We start from the raw sequence: 17,275 nt of genomic DNA, 5'->3' as shown, positions 1-17,275 counted from the left end.
TCAACAAACTCTGTCATTGTCGTTGACAGAGTTTTCCGCATAGAAATGTAGTAAAGATGAAAAAAAATAACAAAATTATCCTTGGAGTTGTCTTGTTGCTGGCACTCATTGTTTTGCCTACAATTCCATTTTTGGTGGTCAAAGGTCAGTATAATTTCCATGATTTTTGGACACTGGTTTTCACCAAAATTTTCAGCTGGAAAGCTTTTGTCGGAGCCTTTTTGCCCATTATCAAAATGATTCCGTCTTCCTTGCAGATGACGATCATCGCCATGATTTTTGGTCTATTTTTAGGTTTGCTTTTGGCTCTAGTGCGTATCAATAAAATTCCAATTCTCAATCAACTGCGTGCGCTTTTTGTCAGTTTTATCCGCGGTACACCGATTTTGGTGCAATTATATCTGTCTTACACTGGGATTCCCTTGATTTTAAAAGCAATCAATATGAATTACGGCACGAGTTTTAATGTTAACACTGTTCCGGCCATGCTTTTTGTGGTCGTTGCCTTTGCGCTCAACGAAGGAGCCTACAATTCAGAAACCATTCGGGCAGCGATTCAATCTGTGGATAGAGGTCAGATTGAAGCTGCAAAATCCCTCGGGATGACTAATTTTCAAGTTTTTATGCGTGTGACATTGCCTGAAGCTGCCACAGTGGCGACAGCCCCCTTGGGAAATGCTTTAATTGGACTGTTAAAATCTACCTCGTTAGCCTTTGTTGCAGGTGTGGTTGAAATGACTGCTCGGGCCCAAATTATTGGTGGCTCAACCTTCCGTCAATTTGAAACTTATTTGGCATTGGCGCTCGTTTACTGGCCAATTTGTATCATTTTTGAAATCTTGATTCGTCTTTTAGAACGTAAATTAGATATAAAAATGCCAGGAGATAAACGTAAAAATCGAGCAAAAATTTCTTTAAGCAGAAATCCATTTAATCAAGCCTAGGGAGGACACTTATGATAAAAATTACAAATTTAAGCAAAACTTTCTCAGGAATCAAAGTGCTTGACCAACTCAATCTGGAAATCAACGAAGGAGATGTGGTTGCGCTTATCGGCGCATCTGGCGCTGGGAAATCCACATTTTTGCGTGCGCTCAATAATTTGGAAACAGCAGACAGCGGACAAATTGAAATTGACGATTTGAAAGTTGATTTTGCTCATTTGACTAATCAAGAAATTCTTGATCTCCGCCGCAAGACCGGGATGGTTTTTCAGCAATTTAACCTTTTTGAACGACGCACAGCTCTTGAAAATGTCATGGAGGGCTTGATTCAAGTCAAAAAAATGCCCAAAGCCAAGGCCCAAGAACTTGCCGAAATTGAACTTGCCAAAGTCGGCCTGACTGACCGTAAAGATTACTATCCGAAATATCTATCTGGGGGTCAAAAACAACGGGTTGGAATTGCTCGAGCGCTTGCGATGCAACCGACCTTGCTTCTCTTAGACGAACCCACATCTGCACTCGATCCCGAATTGGTAGACGAGGTGCAAGAAGTTATTTTGAAAGCTGCCAAAAATAAACAAACAATGGTTCTTGTGAGTCATGAAATGGATTTTGTTTTCAATGTAGCCACTAAAGTTCTTTTTCTAGAAAAAGGAAAAATCATTGAAGCAGGTAGCCCCAAGAAGTATTTTACGCCCCTAAGAATCCGCGAACGCGAGAATTTTTAGCGCGTCACATCAAGAATTTAGAGGTGAAGAACAAAAATGATGATTCTGCAATTTTATCTTAAGGGTCTGCTTATTTCAGCCCTCTTTGTTTTGTTTATTGGTGGGCTTTATGCTTTCACCTATCTGGTACGCAATACTAAAAAACCGTGGTCGGAACGCCGGAATCATATTTTTGACTTGATTTTAGTAGCAATTTTGACGGTGCCTATTTTGAGTTTTGCTGTTTTAGGGGTGCTGGTTATTATGCGGATTCGCGGGCTTTAAGCAAAGGGCTTTGTCAAAACAAAGCTAAATAATGGAAAATTTTGATTTGACATTGTAAAATAAGGCTATAAACTTTAACGATTAGAAAAAGGAAATAAAATGACAGAAAAAAGATATGATGTCCTGATTATTGGTTCAGGACCTGCGGGGATGACAGCTGCGATGTATACCGCGCGCTCAGAAATGAAAACACTCCTTTTGGAGCGTGGCGTTCCCGGCGGTCAAATGAATAATACAGCGGAGATTGAAAATTACCCTGGTTATGGAACAATCATGGGGCCAGAATTATCAATGAAAATGGCTGAACCTTTGGAAGGTTTGGGTGTTGAAAATGCCTATGGCTTTGTGACAGCAATCGAAGATCATGGTGACTTTAAAAAAGTCATCACGGAAGATGATGAATTTGAAACCAAAACGCTGATTATTGCGACAGGAGCAAATCATCGCAAACTTGGTATTGCTGGAGAAGAAGAGTACGGAGCGCGCGGTGTTTCTTATTGTGCGGTTTGTGATGGTGCTTTCTTTAGAAATCAAGATATTTTGGTCATTGGTGGGGGAGATTCTGCGGTAGAAGAAGCAGATTATTTGACTCGCTTTGGAAAAACGGTGACAATCATGCACCGTCGTGATCAATTGCGCGCCCAAGAAATTATCCAACAACGCGCCTTCAAAAATGAGAAAATCAGTTTCATCTGGGATTCAGTGCCAGTTGAAATCAAAGGTGACGACAAAAAAGTTCAAACAGTGGTTTATAAAAACGTCAAAACAGATGAGGTGACTGAGAAAGCCTTTGGTGGTGTCTTTATTTACGTCGGACTTGATCCCGTTGCTGAATTTGCAAACAACCTTGGCATTACTGATGAAGCAGGCTGGATTATCACTGATGACCACATGAGAACTCAGATTCCTGGTATTTTTGCTGTCGGAGATGTGCGCCAAAAAGATTTCCGCCAAATTACTACTGCTGTGGGAGATGGTGCCCAAGCTGCTCAAGAAGCCTATAAGTTTGTGAGTGAATTAGAAAACTAAATTTTTACTAAGAATAAAAAGGATGGGATTTATCCATTCTTTTTTTGTATTTTAGAGTGAAGAAGCCAAAGAGAAGCGACTCAACGAAAGAAAAAAATGACTTTTAGGCGAAAATATGGTAAACTATGAGTAACGCAATTTTGAAAAAGGAGATTAGGCTTTGCCTAAAGGATTATAAGACTATGGAAAAAATGATTTATGACGTTTTACTTGTCGTCATGTTGATTGTGTCATTGTTAATCATTGTAGCGATTTTCATGCAGCCTTCTAAACAAGACGGAGCAGCAGATGCTTTCTCTGGTGGAACGGGTGAATTGTTTGAACGTCGTAAAGCACGCGGTTTCGAGGCAGTGATGCAGCGTTTTACCGCAATCATGATTGGGCTATGGCTAGTTATTGGCTTTGCTCTTGTCGTCTTATCAACACGGTAAAATTGCGGGCTGGAAACGGCTCGTCTTTTATTTATTTCAAAAAGCGCTGTCAGTAGTAGAATTGATTCTATCAGTTGGTCGAGCTGATAAAATGATTAATACTACTGACAAGATAAAAGGAAAGTGACGATTTTAGCTCTTTTTTTGAGTAAAAATCGTTGATTTGAGAATGGAAAAAATGAAAATTAAAGAACTTATCTTGGATTATTTGGCACAAACTGCCAAAAAAGCCTTGTCAGCAGAGGAACTTGCTTTGGCTTTAGGCTTTAATAAGGCAAGAGATTACAAGCTTTTTGTGAAAACTTTGGCAGAATTGGAAGCTGAACATCTGGTGAATTTCACTGCCAAAGGAAAAGTTGAATTAGCTAAAAAAGAGTTGCCAAAAGTACTCGTTAATGGGATTTTTCGGGCCAATGCCGCTGGTTTTGGTTTTGTGAATATCGATGCGGAGGAGCCAGATGTTTTTATCGCAAGAGGAAAGACAGCTTTTGCTTTAGATGGCGATGAGGTTGCTTTGGAGCTGGACAAAAACGCCAATGCGCTCAAGGGAACAGCAGCAGAAGGGCACGTGGTCGAAATTATTCGTCATGAGCTGCATCAAGTGGTGGGTACTTTTGTAAGTTTGTCTGAGGAAGAACGTCAAGCAACGGGATTGATTGGTTTTGTCAAATCACGGAACAAAAAAATTCCTTATGCGGTTTATCTGAGTGATGAAGGGTTGATTCCGGAAAATAAAGCGATTGTTCGCGCTGAAATTACTCATTATCCTGATGCGGAATTTCCGCAGACCATGCAAGGTTTGGCGACGGAGATAGTCGGACAGGCAGATGATCAAGGGATTGATGTCTTAGAGGTTCTTGCTTCCATGGATATTGTGTCGGAATTTCCAGCAGAAGTAATCGCTCAGGCTGAGAGTGTTCCTGAGGAAGTGCCAGAGAGCGAAATTGCTGGTCGGGTGGATTATCGTAATGAAATCACTTTTACGATCGATGGCGCTGATGCTAAAGACCTCGATGATGCGGTTCATGCCAAGCGTTTGGGCAATGGTAATTTCGAATTGGGCGTTCATATCGCTGATGTATCTCATTATGTGACAGAAAATTCTCCTTTGGATAAGGAAGCATATGAGCGTGGAACTTCTGTTTATGTGACGGATCGTGTGGTGCCAATGCTACCTGAGCGCTTGTCTAACGGCATTTGTTCGCTCAACCCTCGGGTTAACCGTTTGACGCAATCTTGTGTGATGGAAATCACGCCTGATGGCCGGGTGGTTAATTATCAAATTTCACAATCTATCATCAAAACAACGGAGCGGATGACTTACGATGAGGTTAATTTGATGATTGCTGGCGATAGCGAAACACTTGAAAAATATGGAAAAATCGCTGATTCTGTCAAAATTATGGTCGAATTGCATCATATTTTGGAGGGGATGCGCAAACGCCGTGGTGCAATTGATTTTGAAACAACGGAAGCAAAAATTATTGTCAATGAAAAAGGACTGCCAGTCGAAATCAGAAAGCGCAGTCGAGGCATTGCTGAGCGCATGATTGAATCTTTCATGTTGGAAGCTAATGAAACGGTAGCGACGCATTTTGAAAGTCATAATTTGCCGTTCATTTATCGGATTCACGAGCAGCCAAAAGCGGATCGTTTGCAACGTTTTATTGATTTTGCGGCAACTTTCGGGATGCAAATCGAGGGAACATCAAACGGTATTGACCAAAAAGTGTTGCAAGCGTTCATGAAAAAAATCAAGGGTGAGCCGGGTGAGCTGGTACTGTCAACGATGCTTCTGCGTTCGATGCAACAAGCGCGCTATTCTGAAAACAATGAAGGACACTTTGGCTTAGCGGCTGAAAATTACACGCACTTTACCTCGCCCATTCGCCGTTATCCGGACTTGCTGGTGCATCGTTTGATTCGTGAAATTGGCTCAGGAAAAATTCCTGCATCAATTTTACAGAAATGGGAAGCGAAAATTCCTGAAATTGCTGAGCATTCTAGCCATCGTGAGCGTCGTGCGGTTGATGCTGAACGTGAAGTTGAAAAAATGAAAAAAGCGGAGTTCATGGAAGAGCACGTGGGCGAAGAGTTTACGGGTATTATCGCTTCTGTGACGCGTTTTGGAATGTTTGTGGAATTGGAAAATACCATTGAAGGTTTGATTCATATTTCGACTTTGAAGGGGGAATATTTTGCTTATCATGAACGGATGTTGGCTTTGGTTGGCGAGCGGACGGGCTTGATTTTCAAAATTGGACAAGCTATCACGATCAAAGTGGTTAAGGCAGATAAAATGACTGGCGAAATTGATTTTGCTTACTTGCCGTCAGAGTTTGATGTTGTCGAAAAAACGCTCAAAGCCAAGAAGAAGCCAGAGCATAAGTCGGCTAAAAAAGGGCATCAAGCGCTCAAAGTGAAATCCGTCAGCAAAAAGGACGCCAAAAAACCAAGTCACAAGGGCAAACGCGCCCAAAATGCTGACGGAAATAGAGAATTTACTGACGGAATTTCTGGACGTCAAAAAAATGCTGACCAAAAGAAAAAATCAGCCAAAAAACCTTTTTACACGAAGGCGGCCAAAGGAAAATTTGCTGACGGACGTAAAAAAGCACATAAAAAATTCTAATTTTCTTGATAAAAACGAGGGGAAAGAACAAAAATGACAGCTTTAAATTTAGAAAAAACGGCGCTGGTCGTCATTGATTTACAAAAAGGAATTGTTGGACGTGGGGGCTTTGCGCCTTATTCGGCAGAGCAAGTACTTGAGCATAATGAGCAGTTGGTGGCTGCCCTTAAAAATACAGCAGCACTCATTGTGTTTGTTCATGTTAAAAATTATGGCCCAGAAGCGCTGCGAGCAGTGACAGATGCCCCTGTGGCTGCTGCGGGAAATCTTCCAGCGGATTATTCAGAGTTCGTTTTAGAAGCAGCTTATGACAAAAAAATGGACAACGTGATTCATGTCGCCAAGCACAATTGGGGGCATTTTACGGGACGGATCTGGAGGTGCAGTTGCGCAGACGGGGAATTGACACCATCATTTTGAGCGGAATTGCGACGACAATTGGCTGTGATACGACGGCGCGCGAGGCTTTCCAGCACGGTTATCAAGTGCTGAGTGTTGAGGATGCCATGACGGATTTCAATGGCGACTTGCATCAAGGCATTGTCTCAGGAATTTTCACCAGATTAGGACGTGTTCGCTCCACAGCACAAATCCTGACCATGATTGACCAAGCAAAATAAAGCTAACAGCATTTTCGTCAGTATTTTTTCTCTGACCAAAAAATCCGTCAGCAAAAAAGTCAGCGTTTGACGAGGAAAAAATTTACGTCAGCAAAAAAGTCACTTTCATCAGTAAATTTTAAGAATAAAAATTGGGAATAAAATGAAAAAAACATTAAAAACGATTGTGAAAATCTTGTCAGCCCTTGTTGCGCTGCTGGTCATCGGAGTTGGTGGTTACCTGATTTACGCTTACGCGCAATATCATCGTCTGCCAGATGCGCTCACGCAAACCGTGAAAAATCCGCAAACGCAGCAAGTTGAATTGGGCAAAAATTATAAAATGATGACCTTTAACATTGGCTATGGCTCTTATCCTCCATCATTTAATTTTTTCATGGATGGTGGAAAAGATGTCCGAGCTTACAGCAAAAAAGCGGTACAATCAGCAATTAACGAAGACATTCGCCTGATTAAAGCGGAAAATCCTGATTTTGGTAATATTCAAGAAATTGACTGGCAGGGCGATCGCAGCCGTCAGGTCAACGAACCTCAAATGGTTCGCAAAGCTTTAAGCAATTATTCGACTGTTTTGACCCAAAATTACGACTCAGCTTATCTTTTTTATCCGGTCACAAAACCGATTGGGAAAGCGAAATCTGGTATTATGACTTACTCCAAATATCAAATCACTGATTCTACACGTTACCAATTGCCGATTGAAACGAATTTTAACAAGTTTTTTGATTTAGATCGTGCTTTTAATGTCACTATTTTGCCAATCAAAAATTCGGACAAAAAGTTTGTCATCTTTAACACCCATATGTCAGCCTTCATCAAAGACCAAAAAATTCAAAGAGAGCAGCTCTTGACCCTTTTTGATAAAATGAAAAAATACGTCAAAGCAGGAGATTACATCATTTGCGGGGCCGATTATAATCACGTTTTGGCTGGCAAAGCCCACCCCGAATTGACTTGGATGAAGCCGTTTCCGACTGCTCATCTTCCAAAAGGAATGCGGGTTGTAGCCCCTACAAACGCCCCAACCGTGCGCTCGCTTGACTATGCCTATGAAGCAAAAAATCCCAAAAACACCTTTGGAATCATTGACGGCTTTTTGGTCTCAAGCAACATCCAAAGCCTCTCCGTCAAAACCATTGACAATCAATTCAAATCTTCTGATCATCAGCCAGTGCTGATCAATTTCACATTAAAAAAATAAAAAAAGCGCCTCAGCGCTTTTTCTTTATTTAAAAATGCAAACCAAAATTGATAAAATGCACCAGCAGATAAACCAAGGCACAAAACGTAGCCGGTCGATTTTTCAACCAAAGCCCGAGGCAAAAATAGTACAGTGGAGGCGTCGCAATCAAGAAAAAAAGATAAATCAAAAGATTTTGATAACCTAGACAATAAACGCCCCAGCCCACATAATAAATACTGAGTGGCACCACAGCGGCGCGCAAAAACAAATGGCGTGGTTGCAAATCATCCCGCACAATAAATAAAAAAGTTAATAATGTCAGAAGTCCCAGAATTTTTTCCAAACCATCAAACCACGAAAGATGTTCAGGCAGCTTAATCAAAGGAGCAATCGAAACGCCCAAGGGCGGCAAAAGAAGGTAAGGGATTTTTTGCAGGAACAAAAAAAGGAGACCGATTGGGAAAAAACCAAAACTGTAAGTCGGCGTCAACTTAAACCATGTAATCATAAGAATATTTTAACATGAAATCACCTTTGAGGGAAGTGTTTATTGCCCCTTCACAAAACTTTTAAGCAAAAAATCATCCTTTCAAGCAGATGATTTTTTTAAAAGCAGACCAAGACTTATTTTCTAAACAAAATTCCCAACAAGAGGGTCAGCGCCAGAGCGCCATTGAACAACATCAGATTGTCAATTTGCAGATGGAAGGTTTCAGATTTGACCTGTTTGGCCCGAAATTTTTTGATATTAGGAACGACTTTAAGAGCAATCAGCAGCATTAACAAAGACCAAATAGGTAAAATCCCAAAGCCGATAGCTAATAAAATACACAAAGCCGCAAAGCCATACAACCAAGCAAACAAAGTCAAACTCAACGGAGTTTTCAAATAAAAAGGCAATGTAAAACGCTGATTTCTCACGTCCTGCTCCAAATCGCAAAGATTATCACTCAACATAATATTGAAATTTTGCACAAAACACATCAATCCGACTAAAACAATCGGAATCAGCACTGCAAAATCCCAAGTCCACTCCATTTTCCAGCCATCAAAACGGATGAAAAAGTACGCTTTATCGTAAGAATTGATATAGACCGCAAGGAAAAAGCCGATGAAGCCCTCACAAAGTCCTGCCAGAAGCTCACCCAGTGGAAAACGAGAAAAAGCAAAAGGCCCATAAGTATAGAAAACCGCAATCAAAAAACAAAGCGCGCCAATGGGCAAAATCGCCAAATTAGTCAGAAAAAGCACCACCAGACCAACCAGAAGATCGATGAGTAAGAAAATCATACAAATTTTAAAAGCCAACTTCGGATTGATTTTTCGAGCAACAATGATGTTCCATTTTTTGTATTCAGGATCGAGCGCTTTACGGTAATCCATCAGATTGTTCCACGCACTCACAAAAAGATTGATACTGACAAGCCCGATAAAAAAGAAAAGCGTGGGCAACCAGTGAAAACTCCGAAAATACCAAAGTGAAAAAAGCAGTCCAGCAATTGGCGACAGCAAAGCCGCAGGCAAAGTTTGAATCCGCGTAAAATTAAGAAAAGTTTTAAAAGTCATAATAAGCAGATTATATCAAAAAAGCCAAGAGAAAGCACGGGACGTCAGGATTTTATTTTTTTTACCTCTTTTTATGAAACAGAAAAATGAATTTCCGAACAAAAATAAATTACGTCAGTAAAATCTCTCCAACAGCAGCAGAAAAAATACTGACAAAATGGTATAATTAAGATAAAAAATTTGAATGGAGTAACAAAATGCACGCACTTGTAACCGTAGTTGGAACAGATAAAATAGGGATTGTCGCTGGAGTAACAGAAACCTTGGCACAACTTGAAGCTAACATCCTCGAAATTTCCCAAACCTTGATGAGCGGAGCTTTCACGATGATGATGGTCGTTGAAACCAAAAGTGAAGATTTCTCAGCATTTCAAGCGGAATTGATCAAAAAAGGCGAACAACTTGGTGTTAACATTCACGTTCAAAATGAAGCAATTTTTAACGCTATGCACAAATTATAAGCCAAAAAATCAGCGGATTTACTGACGAAAATTATTTTATCAGAGAATTTACTGACGGATTTCTCGTCAGAGAGAAAATGCTGACGAAAATCACTCCCCCACGAAATCATCACGAAAAAAGGAACTTGCACAAAAAATGGATATTCAAAACATCAAAGAAACCATTGCCATGATTGAAGAGCAAAATTTTGACATTCGCACAATCACAATGGGCATCAGCTTACTGGACTGTATTGACGCAGACATTGACAAAGCTGCCGAAAAAATTTATCAAAAAATCACCACTAAAGCTGGCAAACTTGTTGAAGTTGGAAACGACATTGGTCGTGAACTCGGCATCAAAATTGTCAATAAGCGCGTGTCAGTGACCCCTATTGCCATCATTGGTGCAGCAACAGACGCTGACGATTACACTCCACTTGCACTCGCTATGGATCGCGCGGCAAAAGCAATCGGCATCGACTTCATTGGAGGCTATTCAGCCTTGGTTCAAAAAGGCTACCAAAAAGGCGACGAAATCCTCATCAAATCAATGCCTAAAGCCCTTGCGGCCACTGAACGCGTCTGTGCTTCAGTCAACGTCGGCTCAACCAAAACAGGCATTAACATGACCGCTGTGCGCGACATGGGTGAAACCATCAAAATCATGTCCAAGGGCGACAAATGGTTGAACGCCAAGCTGGTTGTTTTTGCCAATGCGGTCGAAGACAACCCCTTCATGGCGGGTGCCTTCCACGGCGTAGGTGAGGCTGATACGATTATCAACGTTGGCGTGTCAGGTCCCGGCGTGGTCAAACGTGCTTTGGAAAAAGTTCGTGGCGAATCTTTTGACATTTTAGCCGAGACCATCAAGAAAACAGCCTTCAAAATCACTCGTATCGGTCAATTGGTCGGTCAAATGGCCTCAGAGCGCTTGGGCGTTGAGTTTGGAATCGTTGACTTGTCACTCGCTCCAACGCCAGCTATTGGCGACTCCGTAGCGCGTGTTCTTGAAGAAATGGGCTTAGAAACCGTTGGAACACATGGAACCACGGCAGCCCTTGCCATGCTCAATGATGCCGTTAAAAAAGGTGGCGTCATGGCAGCCGAGCGCGTTGGTGGACTTTCTGGTGCCTTCATTCCCGTTTCCGAAGACGAAGGCATGATTGCCGCGGTCAATTCGGGTGCGCTCAACATCGAAAAATTAGAAGCTATGACCTGCGTCTGCTCTGTTGGACTTGACATGATTGCCATTCCAGCAGAAACTCCAGCGACGACCATTGCCGCAATGATTGCCGACGAAGCAGCTATTGGGGTTATCAACCAAAAAACAACTGCTGTCCGCATTATTCCAATGGGTAAAGAAGGCGAACAAATCGAATTTGGCGGACTTTTCGGAGTTGCCCCTGTCATGCGTGTCAATAAAGCCTCATCAGCTGATTTCATCGCGCGCGGAGGACAAATTCCTGCACCAATTCATTCCTTTAAAAACTAAAAAACGAGAGCGTGTAAAAAATGCAAGTAAAAATGGGTGAACAAATTGTTGAAGCCTGGCAAGTAGTTCATGACGAAAATGAAATTGTAGAAGATTGGGTACAACATCTATTTGACAAACAAATCTGTTTCTGGAATCCCAAAATTCCCGACCAGCTTCGCTTTAGTTTAATGTTTGGTGGAGCAGCTCGAGTAGGAGATTACTTGATTTATCTAGGAAAAAGCGACATTAAAGTGGTCTCTGAAAAACGTTTTAAGAAAGAATTTACAAAACTTGAAGCGAAAAAATGAATTTTGATATAATTAAAATACAGCATTAAGAGGGAGAAAACATGGTAAATATTTATTTGGTAAGACACGGTAAGACAATGTTTAATACCATTGGACGCGCACAAGGTTGGTCAGACACTCCGCTGACCGCTGCAGGAGAACTGGGTATTATTGAATTAGGACTCGGCTTTAAAGAAAAAGGAATCAAATTTGACCGTGCCTATTCCTCAGACTCAGGTCGCACAATCCAGACAATGGGTTTCATTTTGAGCAATTCGGACAACGAAGGCATTCCTTACAAATTTGACAAACGAATTCGCGAATGGTGCTTTGGCTCTTTTGACGGCGGCTACGATGGCGAATTATTTGATGGCGTCCTCCCAAGAATTTTTGCTGAAAATGGCATGATAAACGGAAGTTTTCCCGAAGACGAACAAATTGCTAACGCCATTTATGCCGTAGATACAGCAGGTTGGGCTGAAACATGGGAACAACTCTCAGGCCGTATCTTAGAAGGCTTTTCGGACATTGCCGAAGAATCCGTTGCTGCAGGCGCTAAAAATATTGTCATTGTCAGCCACGGTATGACTATTGGTAGCTTTGTCAAGCTCGTTCGACCAGAATTACCACGCCCCCACGGCCTTGATAATGGTTCGGTTACTCATCTCACCTACGAAAATGGTCAGTTTACCGTTGGAGAAATTGGCGATATGAGCTACCGCGCATTAGGAAGTGAAAAATTAAAGGAAAAATGAAAAAGCGCGCAATCATCAGCCTAATTGCCTTAGTCACTCTCCTTGTAGCATTGCTTGCCTTTATCTTTCTCAATGATCAAACAAGCATTCAAAAATTTACCTCACACCCATCGCTTACCCCAACAAACCAAGCCACCTCAGAGAAAATAAGCGAGACCCAGAGCACAAGCCAATCTCAAATTTCACCCCAAGATTTGCCGAGTGCTAGACCTTCCGATTGGGAACTCGTCTTGGTCAATCGCACTTCGACCAAACCCGAGCTGAATCCCTCTCTTGCGAGTGTTGGTTCCATCCAAGTTGATCAGCGAATTGCTAATCAGGTTACAGAATTTTTAGCAGCAGCACAGAAAATATCACCAGCCGAGCATCTCATCTCCGGCTATCGATCAGTTGCTTATCAGTCAGAGCTTTACGAAGGCTACATCCAAGACGAAATGGCAGGACATGGCACAGTTAATGTTGATGGAAAACCTATTTCTCGTCAAGAAGCAATCAAAAATGTTCAAACCTACTCGCAACCACCAGGAAGCTCAGAGCACCAAACAGGCTTGGCTATTGATATGAGTGATATCGACAGCTTAAATGCGAGCCAAGTTGCTCCACAAATTGCCGCTATCGCTCCAAATTACGGTTTTATTCTGCGTTTTCCTGCAGGAAAACAAGCTGAAACAGGCGTAGACTATGAAGATTGGCATTTTCGTTATGTAGGTATCGAAAATGCCAAATATATGACCGAGCACAAACTAACACTCGAAGAATACCTAAAATTACTGCCTAACAAGTAATAAGGGACGAAAGGAAAAGGAAATGCTAAATAGAAAACAAATTCTCCTTCTTTTCAATGTGGGTCTCTTTGTTTATAGTACTGTTGTATTGATGAAAAGTCTGGTGAGTCATAACAATGTTTTTGGTCACTTTTTCACTCAAATTACTTCCATCTTCCAACCATTTACTCAGAAAATTTGGGCGAATGTGATGATTTGGCAGAATCTAGTTTATTTCCTTATCTTTTGTTTACTTTTATATCTTCTCTGGAGATTCTGGCGCGCTACGTTTGTTTTCTTCGAAATTGTGGCTACCCTGTTGATTTTGGACTATATCATCCTTTATATCCAACATGCAATAGGGCTAGAAAAAATCTTTGAAATAGCTGTAATGCTCGTTTGCCTCTTTAATATTTGGCAAAACTCTAGTGATTTGAAGAAGTTATAAAATGAAATTAGCACTCTATCAAAAAGAGTGCTAATTTTTGTGCCTTTTTTCTTGACAAGGCACACGCAAAGGGTTATAATAAATTTGTTAGCACTTGAGGTACAAGAGTGCTAAGGAAAGGAGCAGCTAATGATTACAGAACGTCAAAGACAAATCTTAAATCTGATTGTTTCACTTTATGCCAAGGAACATACACCAATTGGTTCAAAGTCGCTCCTTGACAGCATTCAAGCCTCTAGCGCCACCATTAGAAATGATATGAAAGTCTTAGAGAACCTAGGCTTGATTCAAAAAGAACATACCTCGAGTGGTCGGATTCCTAGCGTTTCGGGTTATAAATATTTCGTAGAAAATGTCATTCAACTCGAAGAGTTTAGTCAAAATGATCTATTTAAGGTCATGAAAGACTTTGACGGTGAATATTATCGCCTATCCGATCTTTTTGAGAGAGGAGCAAAAAGCCTGTCCGAGTTAACCGGGTTAACAAGCTTTGTACTCAATGTCCCACAGCGTGACCAAGTTCTCGTTTCTTTTGAATTAGTCATGCTTGACAGCCATTCTATCCTTGCCGTGATTACGCTCAATACTGGGGAAGTAAGAACGAACCAATTCATGCTTCCAAAATCAATGACTGAAGCGGATTTAGCTGTTTTTAGTAACTTGGTTAAAGAACGTATGGTTGGCAAGAAAATGATCGATATTCATTACACTTTGCGTACAGAAATTCCGCAGATTGTCCAGCGCTATTTCAAAGTAGTAAGTGAAGTTTTAGGACTATTTGAATCAATTTTCAATGATTTATTCACCGAACATCTGACTGTTTCTGGTCGCAAAAATATTTTTGACTATGCCACAGGAAATTTAGCAGAAGTTTATAAACTTTTCAGTGATGACGAACGAATGCTCCATGAGATTCGCGAAATCACAAGTAACGACGAAATGCGAGCTGTTAAGTTTGATAATGATGAAAAATACATGAAAAATTTAACCCTGCTTTCCCAAAAGTTCGTTATTCCTTATCGGGGGCTTGGAACTTTAACCGTCGTTGGTCCTGTAGAAATGGATTATCAAAGAACCCTATCTATATTAGATTTAGTTGCAAAAGTACTAACGATGAAGCTAAGTGATTACTATCGTTATCTTGATGGCAACCACTACGAAATAAGTAAATGATTAAAAAGCTATTTAAAAAAGGAGGATTTATGTCCGAAGAAATCAAAGAAGAAATCAAAAACGAACAAGTTGATGAGCAAGTCACAGAAGAAATAACTGAGGAAGCACTCGAGGACATCGTTGAAGAAGAAATCAATGAAGTTGAAGAAGCGCAAAAATTAGCAAGTGAGTGGGAAAATAAATTTCTACGTGTTTCTGCAGAAATGCAAAATGTTCAACGTCGAGGAAATGAAGAACGTTTGCAACTTATCAAATATCGTTCACAAGATTTAGCAAAGAAAATCTTAGCATCATTAGATAACTTAGAACGTGCCCTTGCTGTTGAAGGTTTGACAGATGACGTCAAAAAAGGCTTGGAAATGGTGCAAGAAAGCCTAGTTTCAGCCCTCAAAGAAGAAGGCGTCGAAGAAGTTTCTTACGATAAATTCGACCATAACCTTCACATGGCGGTACAAACTGTCCCAGCTGATGACGAACATCCTGCTGACAGTATCGTGCAAGTCTTCCAAAAAGGTTACCAACTTCACGAACGTTTACTTCGCCCAGCAATGGTCGTTGTTGCTCAATAAAATATAAAATAAAAAATCGACCGAAAAGTCGGTAAACTACTCATAAGTAAATGAAATTAAGGAGATTATAACTATGTCTAAAATCATCGGTATTGACCTTGGTACAACAAACTCAGCAGTCGCAGTTCTTGAAGGAACTGAATCAAAAATTATTCCAAATCCAGAAGGAAATCGTACAACACCTTCAGTCGTAGCCTTCAAAAATGGTGAAATCATCGTTGGTGATGCTGCAAAACGTCAAGCAGTGACTAACCCAGAAACAATCATTTCTATCAAATCAAAAATGGGTACTTCTGAAAAAGTTTCTGCTAACGGCAAAGAATACACTCCACAAGAAATCTCAGCTATGATTTTGCAAAACTTGAAAGCTACAGCCGAAAGCTATCTTGGAGAAAAAGTAGAAAAAGCAGTTATTACTGTTCCTGCCTACTTCAATGACGCTCAACGTCAAGCCACTAAAGATGCTGGTAAAATTGCTGGTCTTGAAGTAGAACGTATCGTTAACGAACCAACAGCAGCAGCTCTTGCTTATGGTCTTGATAAAACAGATAAAGATGAAAAGATTCTTGTATTTGACCTTGGTGGTGGTACATTCGACGTTTCAATTCTTGAACTTGGCGACGGTGTCTTTGATGTCCTTGCAACTGCTGGTAACAACAAACTTGGTGGTGACGACTTTGACCAAAAAATCATTGACTGGATGGTTGCCGAATTCAAGAAAGAAAACGGAATTGACCTTGCCCAAGATAAAATGGCTTTGCAACGCTTGAAAGATGCAGCTGAAAAAGCGAAAAAAGACCTTTCAGGTGTAACAACTACTCAAATCAGCTTGCCGTTCATCACAGCCGGTGCTGCTGGACCTCTTCACTTGGAAATGGCTTTGACTCGTGCTAAATTTGATGAATTGACACATGACCTTGTTGAAGCTACACGTCAACCAGTTCGCCAAGCCCTTTCTGATGCTGGCTTGTCAACTTCTGATATTGACGAAGTTCTCTTGGTTGGTGGTTCAACTCGTATCCCTGCTGTTGTTGAACTTGTTCGTCACGAAACAAACAAAGAACCAAATAAATCAGTAAACCCTGATGAAGTTGTTGCTATGGGTGCAGCAATTCAAGGTGGTGTGATTACTGGTGACGTTAAAGATGTTGTTCTTCTTGACGTTACTCCACTTTCACTTGGTATTGAAACAATGGGTGGTGTCTTCACTAAATTGATTGACCGTAACACAACTATCCCAACTTCTAAATCACAAGTCTTCTCAACTGCTGCTGACAATCAACCTGCTGTAGATATTCATGTACTTCAAGGTGAACGTCCAATGGCTGCTGATAACAAAACTTTGGGACGTTTCCAATTGACAGATATCCCTGCAGCACCACGTGGTATCCCACAAATTGAAGTAACATTTGATATTGATAAAAATGGTATTGTTTCTGTTAAAGCTAAAGACCTTGGCACACAAAAAGAACAAACAATCGTTATCAAATCAAACTCAGGTCTTTCTGATGAAGAAATTGATAAGATGATGAAAGACGCTGAAGCAAATGCTGACGCTGATGCAAAACGTAAAGAAGAAGTAGATACACGTAACGAAGCTGACGCTTTAGTTTTCCAAACTGAAAAAACGTTGAAAGACCTTGAAGGAAAAGTTGACGAAGCTGAAGTTAAAAAAGCCGAAGACGCTAAAGAAGAACTCAAAAAAGCGCTTGAAGGTGATAACATCGACGACATCAAAGCTAAATCAGAGGCCCTTTCTGAAATCGCTCAAAACCTTGCGGTGAAACTATATGAACAAGCCAATGCTGCACAAGGCGCTGCCGGTGAAGCTGGCGCAGGTGCTGAAAGTGCTCCAAAAGATGACAATACTTTTGACGGCGACTTCGAAGAAAGCAAATAATAAATCATTTGGATGAGTGGTTCAATAGAAGTGTAAAAAAGTATTGGCAGATTGCTGGTACTTTT

Annotated in this window: 17 protein-coding genes and 2 pseudogenes; 17 read left to right on the top strand and 2 right to left on the bottom strand. The window is 40.9% G+C overall.

Annotated features, from left to right (window positions below; translation table 11 throughout):
• Window positions 1-56: 56 nt before the first annotated feature.
• The 8 genes and pseudogenes from EQJ87_RS02445 to EQJ87_RS02410 all read left to right on the top strand — a co-directional run bounded on the left by EQJ87_RS02445 (window position 57) and on the right by EQJ87_RS02410 (window position 7,849).
• Complete coding sequence (locus EQJ87_RS02445; protein WP_130123187.1) at window positions 57-944, top strand: amino acid ABC transporter permease; 888 nt, start codon at window positions 57-59, stop codon at window positions 942-944.
• Window positions 945-955: 11 nt separating this feature from the next.
• Window positions 956-1,734 (top strand): annotated as a pseudogene (locus EQJ87_RS02440) (amino acid ABC transporter ATP-binding protein).
• The gene (locus tag EQJ87_RS02435; RefSeq protein WP_190289023.1) at window positions 1,709-1,936 is read left to right on the top strand and encodes a DUF4059 family protein; all 228 of its coding nucleotides are present in this window, start codon (window positions 1,709-1,711) and stop codon (window positions 1,934-1,936) included. The pseudogene EQJ87_RS02440 and the gene EQJ87_RS02435 overlap by 26 nt, the downstream one beginning before the upstream one ends.
• 99 nt (window positions 1,937-2,035) lie before the next feature.
• Window positions 2,036-2,965: a thioredoxin-disulfide reductase gene (trxB, locus tag EQJ87_RS02430; protein WP_130123186.1), complete on the top strand. Its 930-nt coding sequence runs from the start codon at window positions 2,036-2,038 to the stop codon at window positions 2,963-2,965.
• A 182-nt stretch (window positions 2,966-3,147) separates the two neighbouring features.
• Entirely contained in the window at window positions 3,148-3,396 is a 249-nt protein-coding gene (gene secG, locus EQJ87_RS02425) for a preprotein translocase subunit SecG (protein WP_130123185.1), read from the top strand.
• A 178-nt stretch (window positions 3,397-3,574) separates the two neighbouring features.
• Window positions 3,575-6,028 carry a ribonuclease R gene (gene rnr, locus EQJ87_RS02420; RefSeq protein ID WP_130123184.1) on the top strand — a complete coding sequence of 818 codons (2,454 nt, stop codon included), beginning with the start codon at window positions 3,575-3,577 and terminating at the stop codon, window positions 6,026-6,028.
• A gap of 33 nt (window positions 6,029-6,061) precedes the next feature.
• Window positions 6,062-6,648: pseudogene (locus EQJ87_RS02415) on the top strand (isochorismatase family protein).
• A 142-nt stretch (window positions 6,649-6,790) separates the two neighbouring features.
• Window positions 6,791-7,849, top strand: a complete 1,059-nt coding sequence (locus tag EQJ87_RS02410; RefSeq protein WP_130123183.1) for an exonuclease/endonuclease/phosphatase family protein — start codon at window positions 6,791-6,793, stop codon at window positions 7,847-7,849.
• 28 nt (window positions 7,850-7,877) lie between these two features.
• Here EQJ87_RS02410 and EQJ87_RS02405 read toward each other — a convergent pair whose 3' ends face one another.
• A complete protein-coding gene (locus tag EQJ87_RS02405; RefSeq protein ID WP_130123182.1) occupies window positions 7,878-8,339 on the bottom strand; it encodes a hypothetical protein in 462 nt (153 codons plus the stop codon).
• Window positions 8,340-8,455: 116 nt separating this feature from the next.
• A complete protein-coding gene (locus EQJ87_RS02400) occupies window positions 8,456-9,397 on the bottom strand; it encodes a UbiA family prenyltransferase (RefSeq protein ID WP_130123181.1) in 942 nt (313 codons plus the stop codon).
• A gap of 197 nt (window positions 9,398-9,594) precedes the next feature.
• Between EQJ87_RS02400 and EQJ87_RS02395 the strand changes: the two genes are divergently transcribed.
• From EQJ87_RS02395 to dnaK, 9 genes are all read left to right on the top strand, one after another.
• Window positions 9,595-9,858: an ACT domain-containing protein gene (locus tag EQJ87_RS02395; protein ID WP_130123180.1), complete on the top strand. Its 264-nt coding sequence runs from the start codon at window positions 9,595-9,597 to the stop codon at window positions 9,856-9,858.
• A gap of 136 nt (window positions 9,859-9,994) precedes the next feature.
• Window positions 9,995-11,332 carry a PFL family protein gene (locus EQJ87_RS02390; RefSeq protein ID WP_130123179.1) on the top strand — a complete coding sequence of 446 codons (1,338 nt, stop codon included), beginning with the start codon at window positions 9,995-9,997 and terminating at the stop codon, window positions 11,330-11,332.
• Window positions 11,333-11,352: 20 nt separating this feature from the next.
• On the top strand, window positions 11,353-11,622 hold the full coding sequence (locus tag EQJ87_RS02385) for a hypothetical protein (protein ID WP_130123178.1): 270 nt from the start codon (window positions 11,353-11,355) through the stop codon (window positions 11,620-11,622).
• A gap of 41 nt (window positions 11,623-11,663) precedes the next feature.
• Window positions 11,664-12,356: a histidine phosphatase family protein gene (locus tag EQJ87_RS02380; RefSeq protein WP_130123177.1), complete on the top strand. Its 693-nt coding sequence runs from the start codon at window positions 11,664-11,666 to the stop codon at window positions 12,354-12,356.
• On the top strand, window positions 12,353-13,141 hold the full coding sequence (locus EQJ87_RS02375) for a M15 family metallopeptidase (protein ID WP_130123176.1): 789 nt from the start codon (window positions 12,353-12,355) through the stop codon (window positions 13,139-13,141). The genes EQJ87_RS02380 and EQJ87_RS02375 overlap by 4 nt, the downstream gene beginning before the upstream one ends.
• A gap of 22 nt (window positions 13,142-13,163) precedes the next feature.
• Window positions 13,164-13,568, top strand: a complete 405-nt coding sequence (locus EQJ87_RS02370) for a hypothetical protein (protein WP_130123175.1) — start codon at window positions 13,164-13,166, stop codon at window positions 13,566-13,568.
• Window positions 13,569-13,697: 129 nt separating this feature from the next.
• Window positions 13,698-14,741 (top strand): heat-inducible transcriptional repressor HrcA, encoded by a 1,044-nt coding sequence (gene hrcA / locus EQJ87_RS02365; RefSeq protein WP_130123174.1) that lies wholly within the window; start codon window positions 13,698-13,700, stop codon window positions 14,739-14,741.
• 29 nt (window positions 14,742-14,770) lie between these two features.
• Complete coding sequence (grpE, locus tag EQJ87_RS02360) at window positions 14,771-15,310, top strand: nucleotide exchange factor GrpE (RefSeq protein ID WP_130123173.1); 540 nt, start codon at window positions 14,771-14,773, stop codon at window positions 15,308-15,310.
• A 73-nt stretch (window positions 15,311-15,383) separates the two neighbouring features.
• Window positions 15,384-17,210, top strand: a complete 1,827-nt coding sequence (gene dnaK / locus EQJ87_RS02355; protein ID WP_130123172.1) for a molecular chaperone DnaK — start codon at window positions 15,384-15,386, stop codon at window positions 17,208-17,210.
• Window positions 17,211-17,275: the final 65 nt, after the last annotated feature.

Origin of the sequence: Lactococcus sp. S-13 (genome assembly GCF_004210295.1) — a bacterium.
Lineage (GTDB): Bacteria > Bacillota > Bacilli > Lactobacillales > Streptococcaceae > Lactococcus.
The sequence above is the reverse complement of the archived record's forward strand: the minus strand, read 5'-3'. Positions and strand labels throughout refer to the sequence as shown.